General features: G+C 35.8%; 1 protein-coding gene. It reads left to right on the forward strand.

Annotated features, from left to right (window positions below; genetic code table 11):
* The coding region (locus tag AC1DJN_RS21970) for an ISL3 family transposase (protein ID WP_478040276.1) at window positions 1-1,158 on the forward strand (1,158 nt) is incomplete at its 5' end.
* Between the last annotated feature and the right edge of the window lie 175 nt (window positions 1,159-1,333).

A 1,333-nucleotide genomic window follows, 5' to 3' on the forward strand; every position in this document is an offset into this window, starting at 1 on the left:
GTAGAAGAAGTAGGCGATCGAATCGCATTGTATGTGCAATTGCCTAAACGTACGCATCAATGTCCAGTTTGTAAAAAAGAAACATCGAAGGTTCACGATTACCGTATACAAAAGATCAATCATTTAAAATGGTTTGAACGTTTAACTATTCTTTTMTATAAACGTCGTCGTTATGTTTGTRATTGTGGAAAGCGTTTCTCTGAAAAATCCCCCTTTGTAGATAAATATCAACGTTACTCAAAGGAATGGAATCAAGTAGTGAGTATACGTGCTATTAAAGCTAAAACATTTAAAGAAGCTGCAGAAGTACTAGGTACATCATCCACGACGATTATTCGCCGTTTTAAAAAGGTAGCGAATAAACAATTAGTAGAGGGTGTACGTTTACCAAAAGCGATTGCGATTGATGAGTATAAAGGTGATACAGATGCAGGTACGTATCAGCTAATAATTGCGAATGCGGAGACGCGTGAACCGATTGATATTTTACCAAATCGTAAAAAAGAAACAATAAAAAATTACTTAAGTCAGTATGGAGCAGATGTTGAGATAGTGGTCATGGATATGAATCCAAGTTTTAAAGCAGCTGTTCGTCAATCGCTAGGTCGACCTGTTATTGTGGCAGACCGCTTTCATTTTAGCCGTTATATCTATTGGGCAATGGATGAAGTGCGCCGACAAGTACAAAAAGAATGGGACAAATACAATCGCACAAAGTGTAAACGTATGCGTCATGTATTTTATAAACGTGCATCTAAATTATCATCAAAACAACAGTGGTACTTACAGCGCTATACAGAAATGTCTGAAACATTAAAAGTAGCTCATGAATTAAAGGAAGCCTATTGTGAATGGTTTGATTGGGCAAAGGCAAAAAATGATGTCGTAGAAGTGAAGAAGCGATTACTAGCTTTTTACCGTAAGGTAGAAGAGACAAAATTACCAGCTTTCTTAAAAGCAATTCAAACATTGAAAAACTGGCAAGTAGAAATATTAAATAGCTTTAGTTTTGGTTATTCCAACGGCTTCTTAGAAGGCATTAATAATAAAACAAAAGTGATGAAACGGAATGCATATGGCTTTCGACGCTTCGATCACTTTCGAGCAAAAATCTTATTAAATTTAAAGTATAAAGATATCGGGGTTCATCTGGGTTAACGTGCTAAAAGATCACATCACCCCAACATTTGACTTAGAACCTTTATTTTTACCTTATTCCCCTATCAGTCACTCTCGGCATTCTATCCACCCTATAAAAAACACGCAAATCCATTATCAGATTTACGTGTTAAGTACTGTTATTTACTTTTGACAGATTGTCGATGTTCAATAC

It is taken from the genome of Stenotrophomonas sp. 05L414_2, from assembly GCF_056397905.1.